The sequence below is a fragment of the Photobacterium obscurum genome (genome assembly GCF_026191635.1).
GTDB classification, from domain to species: domain Bacteria; phylum Pseudomonadota; class Gammaproteobacteria; order Enterobacterales; family Vibrionaceae; genus Photobacterium; species Photobacterium obscurum.
In genome coordinates, this window is record NZ_JAKRRW010000003.1 from 67,414 (window position 1) to 85,068 (window position 17,655).

Consider the following 17,655-nt stretch of genomic DNA (forward strand, 5'->3'; position numbering starts at 1 on the left):
GAGCAATCCCCGGGGGGATATTGTCGGGCATGATCGTATACTGGATCAACTGTTTCGGAGGCTCTTAGCGGATCGCACCGTTCGAGCTGATCACCCCTTGGTACCAGTAGAATGATTTCTTGCGTTTGCGGGCCAAATCGTTGTCACGGTCAATATAGACGAAACCGTATTGCTTCTGGTAGCCATTGAGCCAGCTGAGCAGGTCGATGAAAGACCAAGGATAGTAGCCACGGACATTGATACCTTGTTCTATAGCAGATGCTGCAGCATCAATATGGCCGGATAGGTAATCAATGCGCGGGTCATCGACGATCTCACCATCGACGATCGGATCCTTGGCTCCGAGTCCGTTTTCGGTAATGTAGAACGGAATATCACCATAGCGATCTTTCAGGCGCATCATCCCGACGCAAAGCCCTTCCGGGTAAATCTCCCAGTCCCAGTCGGTATAGGTTGATTCCGGGTTGCGGACGAACTTGAAAAGCCCTTTGAAACCAAATTCTTTCCCTGAGCCTTTTTCACCTGTGGTGTTAATTTGGGTGTTATCGACATCGGGGTTGGCGGCAATCCACTCGCGCTTATAGTAGTTCACCCCGATAAAGTCACAGATATTTTCTTTGAGAAGGTCTTCATCCTCGGGGGCAAATTCAGGCACACCCCAAGTGAGTTGTGCCATGTTGAGGATATGGGCAGGGTACTCGCCTTTGAGTACCGGATCATAGAGCCAGTGGGTCAACAGATCGTCGGCCATTTTGCATGCGGCAATATCTGCCGGACTGTCGGTAATGGGATCGTGTGGCTGCATGACATTAACAAAGCCGATTTGGCCACCTGCCGGAATTCGGTTCTCTGCCTGATAGTCACGGAATGCCTTTACGGCTTTGGCGTGGGCGATAAATACATGGTGGCAAGCCTGAATCCCGCGTTTCGGGTTACGTAGGCCAGGAGGATGGGCACCGGTAAAGTAGCCCATTCCGATGAAAATCAGGGTTTCATTGAAGGTTGACCACAGCTCGACGCGGTCGCCGAACTTTTCATAACACAAACGGGCGTATTGCTCGAAAGCATCGACAGTTTCCCGAGACTCCCATCCGCCGATATCTTGTAGAGCCTGAGGTAAATCCCAATGGTATAGCGTGATCATGGGTTTGATACCGTACTTGAGCAGTTCGTCAATCAGATCGCTGTAGAATTGGATACCGGCAGCATTGGCGGTTCCGCGTCCTTCTGGCAACAGTCGCGGCCAGCTGATTGAAAAACGATAGCTTTGCAATCCGGCTTCTGCCATTAGCGCGACATCTTCTTTGAACCGGTGATAGTGATCGGCTGCAATATCCCCATTGGTACCTTCGTGTGTAGTACCCGGCTGGTGGGAGAAGACATCCCAAATTGATGGCCCCTTGCCATCGGCATCATGGCCGCCTTCTACCTGATAGGCCGCAGATGCCGCTCCCCATAAGAAGTCGCTTGGAAAGGTGCTTGTCTTGTTGTCGCTCATCATGGCTGGATTACCTTTAGGTCAGTGAACAGAGAACACGAGCACTGTAAGTTAAAAATGAAACCGGTTACAGTAACCGGTTTCATTTTTAACTTGTTGTGTGATCGAGGTCGCAAGCAAGTCTGATCTGAGACGGATCAAAGGATCCTGAGATGAGCGGCATTTTTCGTTGCGCTCACGTATATAATCACCGATGATTTCTGAGACCAACTTAGCTTTCATCAAGTAGTCGCGATAGAAAAAGTATCTGAGCAGATTGGTTTTCTATCGATATTTGAATTACTGAGAGGGAATAACGATGAGCGACAATATTTGCCCTGATTGCCAGTGCGAACTGAGCTGGAAGGAAAACCGATATTACTGTGAAAGCTGCCAGCATCCGGTCAATAAGCGGGCGTTTTGTCCAGACTGTGATGCAGAGCTTGAGAAACTGCAGGCCTGCGGCTCAGCCAGCTATTTTTGTAATAGCTGTAATGAGCTGAAGTCGAAGTCCCGGGTTAAGGTAGTGTTTGAAAAGGCTTAATTATATTTGCCAGTACTGGTGATAAACGGTATCTCCAGTATTGGTTTATCTTCCCTTTTTAGCCTTCTCTGGCTTAATCAGCTAAGCAAGCTAATACTTAACAGTGGTAAATCGGGGGCAATCACGCTAATCTTTAGTGATAATAATTATCATTACGGTATCGTGTTCACTAATAGGGATTATTGGTATGACGTCTCGTTCTCCACTTCTGCAAGTTCGCAACCTTTCTGTATCGTTTCGGATGGAAGATGAAACCGTCTTGGCGGTAAAAGATATTTCCTTTCAGCTTGAGAAGGGGCAGACACTGGCGCTGGTCGGTGAATCCGGATCGGGAAAGTCGGTCTCCTCCAGCAGTATCATGGGGTTGCTGCCGGCCAATGCTGCAATTGATCCCGAAAGCTCTATTTGCTTCCAGCAAGAGGAATTATTAGCGATGTCAGAAAAGTCGCTGCGGCGCGTTCGTGGTGATCGCATTGCGATGATTTTTCAAGAGCCGATGACTTCTTTAAATCCATACATGCCGGTAGGGGAGCAAGTCGCCGAAGCGATTATTTGCCACCGCAACGTATCGCGCAAGCAAGCCTTTGTCGAAACGCTAGCACTGTTTAACAAGGTGCAGCTTCCCGATCCGGTTAAGCGTTTGAGACATTATCCTCATGAGTTTTCCGGCGGTCAGCTGCAACGCATTATGATCGCCATGGCACTGGCTAATAAGCCTGATATTCTCATTGCCGATGAGCCGACTACGGCGCTGGATGTTACGGTACAGGCAGAAGTCCTGAAACTGTTGAAGAATATCCAAGCAGAGATGGGGATGGCTATTTTGTTCATCACCCATGATCTGGGGGTTGTAAAGCATTTTGCCGACGATGTCGTAGTGATGTGCAAAGGCGAAGTGGTTGAGGCCGGGAGCGTTAGCCAGATTTTCACCCAACCGCGTCACAGCTATACCAAAATGTTATTGGATGCGGAGCCCAAAGTACATGTAGCTTCCGAGGTGAGCCCGTCACCCAATGTGCTGGAAGCCGAGAACATCAAAGTGAAGTATGTGTTGAAAACCAACTGGCTAGGTATGGAAACCGAGTATCTTGAGGCGGTAAAAGGGATCAGCCTTGCTGTACGCCCGGGGCAGACCGTCGGGATTGTCGGTGAGTCCGGCTCCGGAAAATCAACCCTTGGCCGAGCCTTGATGCAGTTGATCCCGTCGACTGGCAATATTCTGTTTGAAGGCCAGAGTATCCGTTCAATGACGGCTGGCGAGCGCTATCAACTGAAGCGTAATATGCAGATGGTATTTCAGGATCCTTATGGTTCACTGTCACCAAGGATGACTATCGGCGAGATTATCACTGAACCGCTGACCGTTTTTTCTGAACTGACCAAACAGGAGCGGATGCAGCGAGCCCGGCAAGCTTTGGAAGAAGTCCGCCTGGAGCCAAATTGTATTAACCGTTATCCCCATGAATTTTCGGGGGGACAACGACAACGGATTGCCATTGCCCGGGCATTGATCATGGAGCCGCAGTTTATCTTGTTGGATGAGCCAACCTCTGCGCTCGATCGTTCGGTGCAGTTAACCGTGTTGGAGTTACTCAAAGATATCCAGCAGCGTCATAATATCGGCTATTTATTTATCAGTCATGACTTGTCGGTGATACGGGCTATATCGGATGAAGTCATCGTGATGCAGCGTGGAGAGGTCGTTGAGAGGGGGACGGCGCAGCAAGTGTTTGAAGCTCCGAAGCAGGCGTACACCCAGCGTTTGATAAATGCCTGTATGCTGCTTGAAGATGCCGCCTGATCGGTACACGATTGCCTGTAACCAGAAAAAACGCCACATAATGTGGCGTTTTATCTATTCAAAAGGGGACTATTCGCTGACGACAGAGCGAACTTCACCATCTGCGAGCTTGGTATGCAAGGTATCGCCAGTTTTTACTTGTTTGGCACTGCGGATCACTTTGCCTTTATCGTTGCGGGTAATGGAATAGCCGCGTCCAAGGGTTGCCAGCGGGCTGACCGTTTCCAGCTTTTCCGCGGCCATGGCCAGTTTGTGGCTGGCGTTAAGCAGACGGCGATCCATGGCATCCAGCAATCGGTGCTGCGCTTTTTCCAGTCGGTTGTTCTGCAGTTTGAGTGTCTGGGCCGGGGAATGCAGGGCCAGCTTATAATCGGCACGGTTGATGTGCTGCTGGTGGTTGCTGAGCAACTGGTGCATAGCCCGTTCCATTTTGTTGGACAACTCATCAAGATGCTGTTGCTGCTGGTTCAGTCGCACCTGCGGGTGCTGGCGGTCCAGTCGATGCTGTAGGTTCACCACTTTCGCCTGACGACCAGCCAGATAGTGGCGCATAACATGGCGAAGTTGTTGGGTTTTCTGGCTGATCTTCTGAGTCTGGTGGGTCATATCGCGGCTGATCAGCTCTGCGGCTGCCGACGGAGTTGGTGCCCTGACATCGGCAACGAAATCGGCAATCGTAACATCCACCTCATGGCCGACGGCACTGACGACCGGGATCTGGCTGGCCACAATGGTGCGGGCAACAATTTCTTCGTTGAATGCCCACAGATCTTCCAGCGAACCGCCACCACGGCCAACGATCAGGACATCACATTCCTGGCGGGCATTGGCTCGGCCGATGGCCTGGGCAATGGATATTGCCGCGCCTTCACCTTGTACCATGGTCGGGTAAATCACGACGGGCAGGCTGGGATCGCGCCGTTGCAGAACATTTAAGATATCGTGCAAAGCTGCGCCGGTTTTCGAGGTGACGATACCGACCCGCTTCGGCTGTTCCGGCAGCGGCTTTTTCAGCGACTGGGCAAATAAGCCTTCGGCTGCCAGTGACATTTTCAGTTGCTCGAATTGTTGTTGCAGGCGGCCGTCACCTTCGGGCTGCATGTTCTCGATAATCAGCTGGTAATCACCACGCGGTTCGTACAATGACAACCTTGCCTTCACCAAAACCTGGGTGCCGTTTGCCGGCTTGAAAGTGACCCGGCGGTTACTGCCCCGGAACATGGCGCACTTCACCTGGGCGCGGGAGTCCTTGAGGGTAAAGTACCAATGGCCGGAAACCGGCATGGAGAGGTTCGACAGTTCACCGACGAGCCAAACGACGCCCATTTCATTTTCAAGAATGAGGCGAACCTGTGCGTTAAGGCTGGAGACGGTATAGATACGATCGTTGGATTGGGTCTGTTGAGCGAACATTGTCACGAGGCGAGACACCTGTTATCGAGAGGTTAAGTAGTGTGCGAGAAAGTGTTGAAAAACGAGAAGGCAGATCGTTGGACAGATCTTGGCCGTATTTTTATGACCGCAGCACCGGAAACTTAACCGAAATATATTACGCATCAAGCAAAAAGTGTCAATAAAAAAAATTAATTTTTTTGTGGCCAAACGATTGCTCCCTCCGTATAATTCGTTCGCAATATTTTATCCTCCTTTAAACCACAACTTGGTGTGAGATATTGCAATGTTACGAATCGCTAAAGAAGCTCTGACTTTTGACGACGTTCTACTCGTCCCTGCCCATTCAACTGTTTTACCTAACACTGCCGATCTGCGCACCCAGCTAACGAAGAAAATCACGCTAAATATCCCAATGGTTTCTGCTGCAATGGACACAGTCACCGAAGGTCGTTTCGCAATTGCGTTAGCTCAGGAAGGTGGCATCGGCTTCATCCACAAGAACATGTCTATCGAACAGCAGGCGAACCAAGTTCGCATGGTGAAAAAGTTCGAGGCTGGTGTGGTATCTGAGCCTGTGACAGTGAAACCAACTGCAACAATTGCAGATGTGAAAGAGCTGACAATCAAAAATGGTTTTGCTGGTTACCCAGTAGTGACAGACAACAACGAACTAGTGGGTATTATCACTGGCCGTGATGTGCGTTTTGTGACTGACCTTTCGATGCTGGTTGAAGAAGTGATGACGCCAAAAGGTAAATTGGCGGCAGCAAAAGAAGGCGCTTCCCGTGAAGAAGTGGAAGCCATCATGCAGCAGCACCGTGTTGAGAAAGTGCTACTGATCAATGATGAGTTCCAGCTAAAAGGTATGATCACCGCAAAAGACTTCCAAAAAGCAGAGCGTAAACCAAACGCATGTAAAGATGAGCTAGGTCGTCTGCGTGTCGGTGCCGCTGTTGGTGCTGGCGCTGGTAACGAAGAGCGTGTCAAAGCGTTGGTTGAAGCAGGCGTTGATGTACTGCTTATCGATTCTTCGCACGGTCACTCTGAAGGTGTGCTACAGCGTATCCGCGAGACCCGCGAAGCCTTCCCGGATCTGCAAATCATCGGTGGTAACGTGGCGACAGGTGCCGGTGCACGCGCACTGATTGAAGCCGGTGTAGATGCCGTTAAAGTGGGTATCGGCCCAGGCTCTATTTGTACAACCCGTATTGTTACCGGTGTGGGTGTGCCACAAATTACGGCTATCTCTGACGCGGCAGACGCGGCGGCAGAATTTGGTATTCCTGTTATTGCTGATGGCGGTATCCGTTTCTCTGGTGATATGTGTAAGGCTATCGTTGCCGGTGCATCTTGCGTGATGGTTGGCTCGATGTTTGCCGGTACCGAAGAAGCACCGGGTGAAGTTGAGCTGTATCAGGGCCGCGCATACAAATCATACCGTGGTATGGGCTCGCTGGGTGCGATGTCCCAAGGCTCTTCAGACCGTTACTTCCAGTCTGATAATGCAGCTGACAAGCTGGTGCCTGAAGGTATCGAAGGCCGTGTTGCCTACAAAGGTCACATCAAAGAAATCGTTCACCAGCAAATGGGCGGACTACGTTCAAGCATGGGCCTAACCGGCTCTGCCACCATTGAAGCATTACGTACGAAGGCTGAGTTTGTACGTATCTCAGGTGCGGGTATGAAAGAGTCACACGTTCATGATGTGACGATTACCAAAGAAGCACCAAACTACCGTATGGGTTAATTTTCGCCAGGCACACTGATGTCGGACGAAAACGTTTGCCTAAACGGAAAACTTATATAAAATCGGGGGCGTTTTAAGGCCCCCCAATTTCACTTTTTTGAGACAGCTCGATAATGACCACGACCACAAATATTCATGACCAACGCATCCTGATCCTGGATTTCGGTTCTCAGTATACTCAGTTAATCGCACGTCGAATCCGTGAAATCGGTGTGTATTGTGAGCTATGGAGCTGGGATGTTGATGAAGCCGACATTCGTGACTTCAACCCTAACGGTATCATTCTTTCTGGTGGTCCGGAGAGTGTTACTGAAGAAGGCTCGCCGCGTGCCCCACAATACGTATTTGAAGCGGGTGTACCAGTGTTTGGTGTCTGTTACGGCATGCAAACCATGGCTGAGCAATTGGGCGGTAAAGTTGCAGGTTCAACCCTTCGTGAATTTGGCTACGCTCAGGTAAAAGTGGTTGAGCCAACAGATTTCTTTAAAAATATTGAAGACGAGATCTCCGAAGACGGTAAGGCACTGCTTGATGTCTGGATGAGCCACGGTGACAAAGTGGTCGAGATCCCGTCTGACTTTGTCAAAGTTGCTGAAACGGATACGTGTCCGTATGCGGCTATGGCTAATGAAGAGAAGCACTTTTACGGTGTTCAGTTCCACCCGGAAGTTACGCACACTCGTCAGGGCATGCGTATTATCGAAAACTTCGTATTGAACATCTGTGGCTGTGAGAAGCTATGGACATCAGCCAACATTATTGATGACGCGGTTGCTCGTATTAAAGAGCAGGTCGGTGACGATGAAGTGATCCTTGGCTTGTCTGGTGGTGTTGATTCATCGGTAGTGGCAATGCTTATTCACCGTGCGATCGGTGACAAGCTGACCTGTGTATTTGTTGACAACGGCCTGCTTCGTCTAAACGAAGGCGAGCAGGTAATGGAAATGTTCGGTGACCACTTTGGTCTGAATATTGTTCACGTGAAAGCGGAAGACCGTTTTCTTGAGGCTCTGGCCGGTGAAGCGGAGCCAGAAGCCAAGCGTAAGATCATTGGTCACGTATTTGTCGATGTCTTTGATGAAGAGTCGAAGAAGCTAGAAAATGCGAAGTGGCTGGCACAGGGAACTATCTACCCGGATGTGATCGAGTCAGCGGCATCTAAAACGGGTAAAGCACACGTTATCAAGTCTCACCACAATGTGGGTGGTCTGCCAGACGATATGGCTATGGGCTTGGTTGAACCGCTAAAAGAGCTGTTCAAAGATGAAGTTCGCAAGATCGGTTTGGAACTTGGTCTGCCTTACAACATGCTTTACCGCCACCCGTTCCCAGGGCCAGGTCTGGGCGTACGTGTACTGGGTGAAGTGAAGAAAGAGTACTGTGATCTGCTGCGCCGTGCCGACGCTATCTTCATCGAAGAGCTGCACAATGCGGATCTGTACCATAAAGTCTCCCAGGCATTCACCGTATTCCTACCGGTACGCTCGGTTGGCGTTATGGGTGATGGCCGTAAATATGATTGGGTGGTATCTCTACGTGCCGTTGAAACAATCGACTTTATGACCGCGCATTGGGCACACCTGCCGTATGATTTCCTTGGCAAGGTATCTAACCGTATTATCAATGAAGTCGATGGTATCTCACGTGTGGTTTACGATGTATCGGGCAAGCCACCAGCAACCATTGAGTGGGAATAAATTTTCTCTGCTCGTTCAGGGATGAAAAAGTCTTGAGCTTGTAATGGCCAAGACGGAGATTGTTAAAAAGCACCTTCGGGTGCTTTTTTGTTTTCTGCTAAGCCGTGGCTCTTACCCTTCAGCGGACTTGTGGCTTGAGGTTATGAATGTTGTGCCTGGTATTTTCTGGGCTTATGCCAATATCATCGCATGAGAACATATTGTTATGCAGTTGTTGGTATGATGTTTTGTATTAATATTTATTTACAATATAACCTTATGGTTTTTGGTTATTAGCTAGACCAACCTGCGTTTTGTGTTGGGCTTTTTATTACAATCTTCTGCATGATTTCTCTGTACAGAAATCTCTGGATTGACTGGCGATAAAACTATTAATGCACCGCCGCAAATTTACAACATCATCAATGACCATGGAGTTCCCATGAGTAATCAAGCAGTAACAAAAGCCCCTGACGCCCCATCGAGCGCGATGGATAAATTCTTAAACTTTATCGAACGAGCAGGTAACAAGATCCCCGATCCCGCTTTGCTTTTCTTCTGGGGATTGGTCATCGTTTGGGCCTTGTCAGCACTACTTTCTCAGTTCGAGTTCGGACTGATCCACCCTGTTACCGGACAAGCCATCGAAATCAACAACCTTCTGACCGGTCAGTCACTGGCTGGTTTCCTTGCTGGTATGGTGAAAACATTCACCGGTTTCGCACCTTTGGGGATCGTATTGGTTGCGATGCTAGGTGTTGGTGTTGCTGAAGCATCCGGCTTCATCAATACCGGTCTGAAGAAGATGCTGAACTTCACGCCTGCCAAGCTACTGACACCGATGCTGATCCTGGTTGCTATCGTGTCCCACACTGCTGCCGATGCAGGCTACGTGCTGGTTATTCCTCTTGGCGGTATCATTTTCCACGCGGCGGGCCGTCATCCGCTAGCGGGTATCGCAGCAGCATTCGCCGGTGTTTCTGGTGGCTTCTCGGCTAACTTTATTCCTTCTGGTATTGACCCGTTATTGGCTGGTTTTACTCAGTCGGCGGCACAGATTCTGGACCCGGAATATATTGTCAATCCACTGTCTAACCTACTGTTTACTGGCCTGTCTTCCATCGTTGTTGTCGGTATTGGTTGGTATGTGACAGAAAAGATCATCGAACCTCGCCTGAGCAATACGCCGATTGATGACGATGCGGAAGAAGCACCGGATCTGGGCTCGTTCACCGAAATTGAGTCAAAAGCTTTCAACCGCGCAGGCTGGGCGATGGTTCTTGGTATCGTGGCACTGGTTGCGGCAGTATTCCCTGAAACGTCGCCACTTCGTTCGCCGGAAGGCCAAATCACTGCCTTCACAGCACCATTGATGCAGTCTATCGTACCGTTGATCTTCATCTTGTTTATTATTCCAGGTGTGGTTTACGGCCGTGTATCGGGCACCTTCAAGTCTAGTGACGATATTATCAAGGCAATGTCGGCGACCATGGGAACCATGGGCGGCTACATCGTAATGGCATTTTTCTGTGCGCAGTTCCTGGCGGCATTCAGCCAGTCAAATCTGGGTACGCTACTGGCGCTATCAGGGGCTGATCTACTGAAAGCCATGAACCTGCCGGGGCAAATTACCATTGTCGGGATGATCCTGCTGACTGCATTCGTTAACCTGCTTGTTGGTTCGGCGTCTGCGAAATGGGCATTGATTGGCCCAATTCTGGTGCCAATGCTCATGGCGGTAGGTATTTCTCCTGAGCTGACTCAGGCGGCATACCGTGTCGGTGACTCTGTGTCTAACATCATCTCACCACTGATGGTGTTCTTCCCACTGGTAGTAGTTTACACCCAGCGTTATATGAAGAGCTCTGGTATTGGTACCCTGGCGTCACTGATGATGCCGTACTCAATTGCGATGCTGATTGGCTGGACTATCTTCCTACTGGCTTATTGGGCTGTTGGTATCCCTCTGGGTATCCAGGCTCCGTACACTTATAGCATGTAATTGTTACTGAATTAGCTTCAGCGAATAACAAAGGCCCCGCATTGCGGGGCCTTTTTGTTAGCAGCAAAACTGGCAAAAGAGCGAGTCACGGGAAACGAGCAACGCCGGGATGAGCCATAAACTGGCTGAGCTATTTGTCAGGCCAATACTAAATGTCGCACCCGTATAAAATATTAATAAATTGAATTAATTTGAAATTTTATTTTGAAAAAGTTTATTTTGTACTAGTTGTCTAGTGTGGTTGTTAGTTTCACACTCTTGATGCAGTGATTACATTAAATGCTAAATTTTACTTGTTATTTGGTTGTTATATCTGTTTTGTGTTGTTTTTGGTGGTTTTACTGGCTGGTAGCGATTTGTTACTTTCGTTGGCTAACACAACATAAAAACTCAACCGATGTAGTAAGGAAGTACGAGTATGAGTGAAACCATTGCCCCCCTCCCGCACAAAAGGGCTTGATTGCGTTTATTGAGCGCGCCGGTAAAAAAATTCCCGATCCTGTTATTATCTTCATGTTCCTGTTCACCTTCTCTTTAGTTCTGACTGGCCTGATTGGCGGCTTGCAGTTTGAGACGACAGGGGCCGATGGTGGTGCCGTTACCCATAGCATTAAAAATATGCTGGCAACAGAAAATGTCCGCTGGATGTTCGATAATGCCCTGCTGACCAACTGGCTGTCATTTGGTGGCGGTGTACTGGGTGTGATCCTGATTGTTATGCTGGGGGTTGGTATTGCCGAGAACTCCGGCTTACTGTCGGCGGTAATTAAGAAAGTCGGTTTGCGTATCAATGACCGCTGGCTACCGTTGCTGGTCGTTTTCCTCGGGATTATGAGTTCCATCGCGACAGATGCCGGTTACCTGATCCTTATTCCGCTGGCAGGTCTGCTCTATGCGGGCTTGGGTAAAAATCCACTGATCGGTATGGCTGCCGCGTTTGCTGGTGTGTCGGCAGGTTTTAGTGCCAACTTGATCCCAGCTACGCCGGTTGATGTGATTTTGGGAGCCAATGCACGGATCTTTGCCGAATCACAGGGGATCCCGTTTGAAACGGCTGCCGGTGAAGCGCTTAATCCGGCGACTATGCACTATTTCTTCATCTTTGTTTCGACCTTCCTTCTTGCCGGGCTGGGTGCTTGGGTAACGACCCGCTTTGTCGCCCCGCGTCTTGAGAAAATGTCTTACCAACTGCCTGAAGATCTTAACCTGGATGATTTCCAGGTCTCAGATGCAGAGAACAAAGGCCTGCGCGCAGCGGGGATTGGCTTGGTTCTGGCGCTGCTGGCTGTTTTCGGTCTTGCTGTCGGGCCGTTGGCGACCTATACCAATGAAGCTGGGCGCGAAGTAACACCGTATCTTGATAACGTTATCTTGTTGATCGCCATGGTCTTTGCCGTTGTAGGTATCTTCTTTGGGGCAGCGACCGGTAAGTTCAAGTCTTTGCAGGATGTGGTGAAGGCGATGGTGAAGCAGATGAACACCATGGGCTACATTTTGGTTCTGACTTTCTTCTGCTATAACTTCTTGGCCCTGCTTGGTTTCTCTGGACTGGGTACTTATGTGACCTACCTAGGCGCGACCTTCCTCGGTTCGTTGGGCCTACAGGATTTTCCAATCTTGCTGATCATCGGCTTCATTCTGACAACGGCGGTGATTAACCTGTTTGTTGGTGGCCTGACCTCAAAGTGGATGCTGCTAGGGCCGATTTTCGTACCTATGCTGTATCAGGTTAACCCGAACATGACACCGGATCTGGTCACTGCAGCCTACCGTGTGGCGGATTCGTCGACCAATATTATTACGCCGATGATGAGTTATGCCGGTGTTATTCTTGCGTTTATGCGTAAATATAAGCCGGAGCTGACTTTTGGTGATGTGATTGCGATGATGGTGCCATACTCGCTGGCATTCCTGACCGTATGGACCACGGTGCTGGTTGGCTTCTTTGCTTTCAGTATTCCACTCGGTTTTTAATCGCTCAATGTGCTGTTACACATACAGTCAAGCCCGGCACTATGCCGGGCTTTTTATTGTCAATTTTATTCTGGTGTGGTTTTACACTTCGAAATGGCTGGCATGGAAGCGCAGATGATCTTCGATAAAGCTTGCCATGAAATAATAGCTATGGTCGTAGCCTTCCTGCATCCGCAATTCTAGCGGGTAGCCGCTTAGATTTGCTGCAGCCTGCAGCATCTCAGGTTTAAGCTGCTCGGCCAGGAAATCGTCCTTGGTGCCTTGGTCAACCAGTGCCGGAATGTGCTGGGTTGACTGCTTCATCAGCTCAGAGCTGTCATACTGCTTCCAGCTTTCGGTATCATTGCCTAGGTAACCGGCAAAGGCTTTTTTGCCCCATGGGCAGTTAGCCGGGTTGCTGATTGGGCTGAAGGCCGATACAGAGGTGAAACGCTCTGGATTATGCAGGGCAATCATCAGGGCACCGTGTCCTCCCATTGAATGGCCGCTGATTGCACGTTGCTGGCTGACCTGAAAAGTGCTTTCGATTAGCGCGGGTAGCTCGTTGACCACATAGTCATACATCTGATAATGACGATTCCATGGTTCACGGGTCGCATTGACATAAAAGCCAGCACCCAGGCCGAAATCATAGCTGCCTTCCGGATCTTCGGCGACCCCTTCGCCACGTGGGCTGGTATCTGGTGCAACAATCGCAATACCGAGTTTGGCGGCGATGCGTTGCGCGCCAGCTTTCTGCATAAAGTTCTCGTCAGTGCAGGTTAGTCCTGACAGCCAGTAAAGAACTGGTACCTTGGTGCCCGTAGAGGCCTGAGGCGGGAGGTAAATGGCAAAGCGCATCTCGCAGTTCAAAGTGCTGGATTGATGGGTATATTGTTTGTGCCAGCCACCAAAGCTTTTGTTGGCACTGATATTTTCTAAAGTCATTGGTTTGGTTATCTCTTCAATATTAAAAAAGCGCTGCCGGAGCAGCGCTTATCAATGACGCCGATAGCTTGTGTCGGTATCAGATTATTTATCTAGGTGAATAACCGTACGGATACTCTTGCCTTCATGCATCAGGTCAAAGGCGTGGTTCAGATCTTCAAGGCCCATGGTGTGGGTAATGAAATCATCCAGCGCGAACTCGCCTGCCATGTAACGCTCAACGATTTCTGGTAGTTCAGAGCGGCCTTTAACACCACCAAATGCAGAACCACGCCATACACGACCGGTCACTAGCTGGAACGGACGGGTAGAGATTTCCTGTCCGGCACCGGCAACACCGATGATCACAGACTCGCCCCAGCCTTTATGACAACATTCTAGTGCCGAGCGCATGACGTTGACGTTACCGATACACTCGAAAGAGTAATCCACGCCGCCGTCAGTCATTTCAACGATCACTTCCTGAATCGGCTTGTCGTAGTCGTTTGGATTGATACAGTCAGTCGCCCCAAGCTTTTTCGCCAGCTCGTACTTGCTTTCATTGATATCGACACCGATGATACGGCTTGCACCTGCCATTGTCGCACCGATGATCGCTGACAGACCGATACCGCCTAGGCCGAAGATTGCCACTGTGTCGCCTTTCTCAACTTTAGCTGTGTTAAGCACGGCACCCATGCCGGTAGTTACCCCACAGCCTAGTAGGCAGACTTCTTCTAGCGGCGCTTCTTTGTTCACTTTTGCCAGTGAAATCTCTGGTAGTACAGTGTACTCAGAAAATGTTGAGCAGCCCATGTAATGGTAGATAGGCTGGCCATCTTTATAGAAACGGGTTGTACCGTCAGGCATCAGACCTTTGCCCTGAGTTTCACGAACGGCCTGGCACAGGTTAGTCTTGCCTGACTTACAGAACTTACACTCGCCACATTCTGCGGTATAAAGTGGAATAACGTGATCACCAACTTGGACACTGGTAACGCCTTCACCCACTTGTTCAACGATACCGCCGCCTTCGTGGCCTAGGATTGATGGGAAAATGCCTTCAGGATCCTCACCGGAAAGGGTGAAAGCATCAGTGTGACAAACACCGGTTGCAACGATGCGTACCAGTACTTCGCCAGCTTTCGGAAGCATGACATCGACTTCTTCAATCGATAGGGGCTGGTTTGGACCCCAGGCAACAGCAGCTTTGGATTTGATAAATTGCTCAGACATTCTGTTCTCTCTTATCTTTAATTTAATACCTACAGAGCTTTGCCTAACCGCAAGCTTCGGAAATATGGCTCACTGAGTTGGTTGCTCTGTATTCGAGTTATGTCATCGACAGCGTCTTGTCTTCGTGGCGTTGTCGTTGTGATGGCGAGTATTATATTTATTTCGATGTACTTGATAATTACCCTGCAGTGCAAATAACTTTTACTATATGGTAATAATAAGGTGAGGGGACTGGATAGTAAGCTACTGATCTGGCAGGTAGCCGATGCCGCCAACTCTGAACCGGTTGGAGCCAGGCGAGGTTGGCATTATAATGCGCCTCCTAATTACGAAATCATGATTTGAGAAACCACGTGACCGATCAGAGCCAAGATGAACTGTTTATGCGCCGGGCGATTGAACTGGCAGCCAAAGCCGAGGAAGAGGGTGAAGTGCCTGTCGGTGCGGTGGTGGTGTATAACGGTCAGGTAATCGGGGAAGGGTGGAATCGTTCGATTGGCCAGCATGATGCAACAGCCCATGCGGAGATTATGGCTCTCCGCCAGGCTGGCAAGGTGATCCAAAACTATCGCTTGCTGGATGCTACTCTGTACGTCACCCTTGAGCCCTGCCCGATGTGTGCCGGGGCAATGGTGCACAGCCGTGTTGGTAAAGTGATTTACGGGGCATGTGATCTGAAGACCGGTGCAGCAGGCAGTATCATGAACCTGCTGAGCTACGATCAGGTCAACCACCATGTTGCTTGCGAGTCAGGTTTGCTGGCAGATGAGTGTCGGGCGCAATTGCAGGCCTTCTTCAAGCGTCGCCGGGCGGAGAAGAAAGCCGAGAAAAAAGCACGCCAAGCGGCATTGGCTGATGAGTCAAGTAAAGCGTAAGACCAATCGGGATAATAGTGAAAGAAGACAAAAGCCCGACGATATCAATCGTCGGGCTTTGCTTTTGATACCTGTATGTATTAACTGACAATATTGGCTGCAACAATATAGCTGCGCTGGCGCCACAGGATCTTTTTTCGAAGATTGGCGTTTAAGCGCTTACGTCGGGTCGCGATCGATGTCATTCGTTGCTTAATGCTTTTGATCGCTTTCTTTTGTCTTGAGAATCTCATCGTTCCTCCCTTATATGCAATGCTACTGGTGAACTAATCAATAACGGTATTGTACCTTGATCAAGGCACAGGCTATGACTTGATTGTTACCTAATTGCGGCACAATAGGAATGAGCCCAGTCGCATATTGCGATATGCCATTACAAATATCCGGGGTGTGAGTGTGATTTACCTTCAGATATGCAATAGCCCTGCATGTGCAGGGCTATTGGGAGTGGGATATAGACGATTTAGTTGCTTACTGTCTTGGTCGAGATTGCATTGCTGGCCGTCTCGTTTTCTGCCGACGGAAGGGGGGCGTCAGCGGTGACAGGCGGCGGTGTGATCGTGTGCAGGCCATCAATAACAGCGATATCCTGCTGTTGAGGGTGCTGATTGTGTGCCTGCTCATAGCCAATGATACTCTGGTAGTAACGGCGGATATTTTCGACATAATTTAGCGCCTCATCGCCACGGGCATAGCCGTAGCGGGTCTGCTTGTAGTATTTCCGCTCGCGAAGCAGAGGCAGGCGCTGTTTGACATCGCTCCAGGCATCTGGGTTACCGCCTTGCTTTTTGGTCAGGCGACGGGCATCCATCAAGTGGCCGAAACCAACATTGTAGGAGGCAAGGGCAAACCAGACTTTCTCGTGGGTCTCGATGCTATCGGGGATCCGCTTGATCATCTTACGCAAATATTGAGTCCCGCCGCGGATGCTTTGTTCCGGATCAAGGCGGTTATTCACACCAACTGATTTCGCTGTCGGGAGCGTTAGCATCATCATGCCACGGACACCGGTTGGCGATACTGCCCGAGGATTCCAGTGCGACTCCTGGTAGGACAGGGCGGCAATCAGGCGCCAGTCGAACTCATCAGCATACTTCTTAAACAGAGACTCCCAGCGAGGTAGTTTCTTTTCGATTGCCCGAAGGAAGGCACGGGTATCGACATAGTCAAACTTATCGACATGGCCGAAATATTTTTCTTCCAGTTTGGCAAGTTCACCATTTTGCTGAATCTCGCCAAAAAACTCGATCAATAGCGCATATAGGCTGTCATCAGCCGTCTGGTTGACAAACCAGGCAATAGGTTCATCTTCCGTCAGCTCAAGGGCAATTGTAATATCGGGATGAATGCGCTGGTTGAGGGCGACATCGACAGAATCGGCAACCGTGTAATCCAGCTCGCCTTTGGCGACCATACGGAGCAACTCATCGCTGTCGGTCTCTTCTACCGCTTTCCACTTCAGGGTTGGGTAGGTCTCTTGCAGCGAGATAAGGCTCTTTTCATGGCTGGAGCCTTTAACAACGGTGAGTGCCCCTTTGTTTCGGGCGAGATCTTCGGTATCTCGCGGGCGCCACTGACCTTTTTTATACACGACGATCTGACTGGCGTAGTAATAGGCCGGTGCAGCCCGAAATGCCGCCAGGCGATCTTTGGTCATGGTCAGCCCTGCTGCAATCATGTCGACGTCACCGCGCTTCAGGGCCGGAAATAGGCCTGACAGGGTGAACATCGGCTGCATTTCCAGCTTAACACCAAGCTTGGCCGCAAAACGCTGGGCCAGCTCGTAGTCAAGGCCGGTAGGACCATCACTGCCGATATAATAAGACAGTTGGTTGTTTAGCGTGCCGATACGGAGTACGCCATTTTCGCGAACCTTCTCCAGATCACTGCGTGTGTCTTCCTGCCACTTACATCCGCTAAGTAGCAGTAAACTCAGCAAGATGGTAAAGACATACCTGAGGTTCGTGGTTAATCGAATATTGCTCAACAATATATGCTCATCATTATAATTAGGTGTTCTTT

13 protein-coding genes are annotated in these 17,655 nt (G+C 49.8%); 7 read left to right on the forward strand and 6 right to left on the reverse strand.

Annotated features, from left to right (window positions below):
• Positions 1–64: 64 nt before the first annotated feature.
• Positions 65–1,501, reverse strand: a complete 1,437-nt coding sequence (locus MD588_RS04475) for a GH1 family beta-glucosidase (RefSeq protein ID WP_265695703.1) — start codon at positions 1,499–1,501, stop codon at positions 65–67.
• A gap of 295 nt (positions 1,502–1,796) precedes the next feature.
• Between MD588_RS04475 and MD588_RS04480 the strand changes: the two genes are divergently transcribed.
• Positions 1,797–2,021: a zinc ribbon domain-containing protein gene (locus MD588_RS04480; RefSeq protein WP_265695704.1), complete on the forward strand. Its 225-nt coding sequence runs from the start codon at positions 1,797–1,799 to the stop codon at positions 2,019–2,021.
• 187 nt (positions 2,022–2,208) lie between these two features.
• Complete coding sequence (locus MD588_RS04485) at positions 2,209–3,822, forward strand: ABC transporter ATP-binding protein (RefSeq protein ID WP_265695705.1); 1,614 nt, start codon at positions 2,209–2,211, stop codon at positions 3,820–3,822.
• Between the two features lie 69 nt (positions 3,823–3,891).
• On the opposite strand, the gene xseA is transcribed toward MD588_RS04485, so the two are convergent.
• Positions 3,892–5,235, reverse strand: a complete 1,344-nt coding sequence (gene xseA, locus MD588_RS04490) for an exodeoxyribonuclease VII large subunit (RefSeq protein WP_265696095.1) — start codon at positions 5,233–5,235, stop codon at positions 3,892–3,894.
• A 265-nt stretch (positions 5,236–5,500) separates the two neighbouring features.
• Between xseA and guaB the strand changes: the two genes are divergently transcribed.
• The 4 genes from guaB to MD588_RS04510 all read left to right on the forward strand — a co-directional run bounded on the left by guaB (position 5,501) and on the right by MD588_RS04510 (position 12,616).
• Entirely contained in the window at positions 5,501–6,964 is a 1,464-nt protein-coding gene (gene guaB / locus MD588_RS04495; RefSeq protein WP_265695707.1) for an IMP dehydrogenase, read from the forward strand.
• A gap of 113 nt (positions 6,965–7,077) precedes the next feature.
• Positions 7,078–8,661 carry a glutamine-hydrolyzing GMP synthase gene (guaA, locus tag MD588_RS04500; protein ID WP_265695708.1) on the forward strand — a complete coding sequence of 528 codons (1,584 nt, stop codon included), beginning with the start codon at positions 7,078–7,080 and terminating at the stop codon, positions 8,659–8,661.
• A 421-nt stretch (positions 8,662–9,082) separates the two neighbouring features.
• Entirely contained in the window at positions 9,083–10,642 is a 1,560-nt protein-coding gene (locus MD588_RS04505) for an AbgT family transporter (RefSeq protein WP_265695709.1), read from the forward strand.
• 456 nt (positions 10,643–11,098) lie between these two features.
• A complete protein-coding gene (locus MD588_RS04510) occupies positions 11,099–12,616 on the forward strand; it encodes an AbgT family transporter (protein ID WP_265695711.1) in 1,518 nt (505 codons plus the stop codon).
• 81 nt (positions 12,617–12,697) lie between these two features.
• Here MD588_RS04510 and fghA read toward each other — a convergent pair whose 3' ends face one another.
• Positions 12,698–13,543 carry an S-formylglutathione hydrolase gene (fghA, locus tag MD588_RS04515; RefSeq protein WP_265695712.1) on the reverse strand — a complete coding sequence of 282 codons (846 nt, stop codon included), beginning with the start codon at positions 13,541–13,543 and terminating at the stop codon, positions 12,698–12,700.
• An 84-nt stretch (positions 13,544–13,627) separates the two neighbouring features.
• On the reverse strand, positions 13,628–14,758 hold the full coding sequence (locus MD588_RS04520) for an S-(hydroxymethyl)glutathione dehydrogenase/class III alcohol dehydrogenase (RefSeq protein ID WP_265695713.1): 1,131 nt from the start codon (positions 14,756–14,758) through the stop codon (positions 13,628–13,630).
• 353 nt (positions 14,759–15,111) lie between these two features.
• On the opposite strand from MD588_RS04520, the gene tadA reads away from it, so the two are divergent.
• The gene (gene tadA / locus MD588_RS04525) at positions 15,112–15,633 is read left to right on the forward strand and encodes a tRNA adenosine(34) deaminase TadA (protein WP_265695714.1); all 522 of its coding nucleotides are present in this window, start codon (positions 15,112–15,114) and stop codon (positions 15,631–15,633) included.
• Positions 15,634–15,713: 80 nt separating this feature from the next.
• Here tadA and MD588_RS04530 read toward each other — a convergent pair whose 3' ends face one another.
• Both MD588_RS04530 and mltF read right to left on the reverse strand, forming a co-directional pair.
• Positions 15,714–15,866, reverse strand: a complete 153-nt coding sequence (locus MD588_RS04530; protein ID WP_265696112.1) for a hypothetical protein — start codon at positions 15,864–15,866, stop codon at positions 15,714–15,716.
• 230 nt (positions 15,867–16,096) lie between these two features.
• Positions 16,097–17,623: a membrane-bound lytic murein transglycosylase MltF gene (gene mltF, locus MD588_RS04535; protein ID WP_265695715.1), complete on the reverse strand. Its 1,527-nt coding sequence runs from the start codon at positions 17,621–17,623 to the stop codon at positions 16,097–16,099.
• Positions 17,624–17,655: the final 32 nt, after the last annotated feature.